The organism is Jeotgalibacillus marinus, assembly GCF_040801915.1.
GTDB classification, from domain to species: domain Bacteria; phylum Bacillota; class Bacilli; order Bacillales; family Jeotgalibacillaceae; genus Jeotgalibacillus; species Jeotgalibacillus marinus.
Window position 1 is genome coordinate 1 of sequence record NZ_JBFMIA010000324.1, and the last position, 229, is coordinate 229.

Annotated in this window: 1 protein-coding gene; it reads left to right on the forward strand. The window is 56.3% G+C overall.

Annotated elements, in window-relative coordinates:
* On the forward strand, positions 1-229 hold a 229-nt coding region (locus AB1471_RS19200), incomplete at both ends, for a hypothetical protein (RefSeq protein ID WP_367781087.1).

A 229-nucleotide genomic window follows, 5' to 3' on the forward strand; every position in this document is an offset into this window, starting at 1 on the left:
GGGAAGAGGGGGAAAGGGAAGGGGAGGGGGGAGGAAGAAAAGAGGAGGGGAGAAGAGGGGGGGGGGGGAAGGGAGGGAGGGGAAGGAAGGAAGAAGGAGGAGAGAGAAGAGGGGAAAGAAAGGGAAAAGAGAAAAAAAGGGGGAAGAAGGGAAAGGGAGAAAAAAAGGGAGGAAGAAGGAAAGAGGAGAAAAAAGGGAAGAAGGGAAGCAGCAGCGGGGGGGGCAAGCG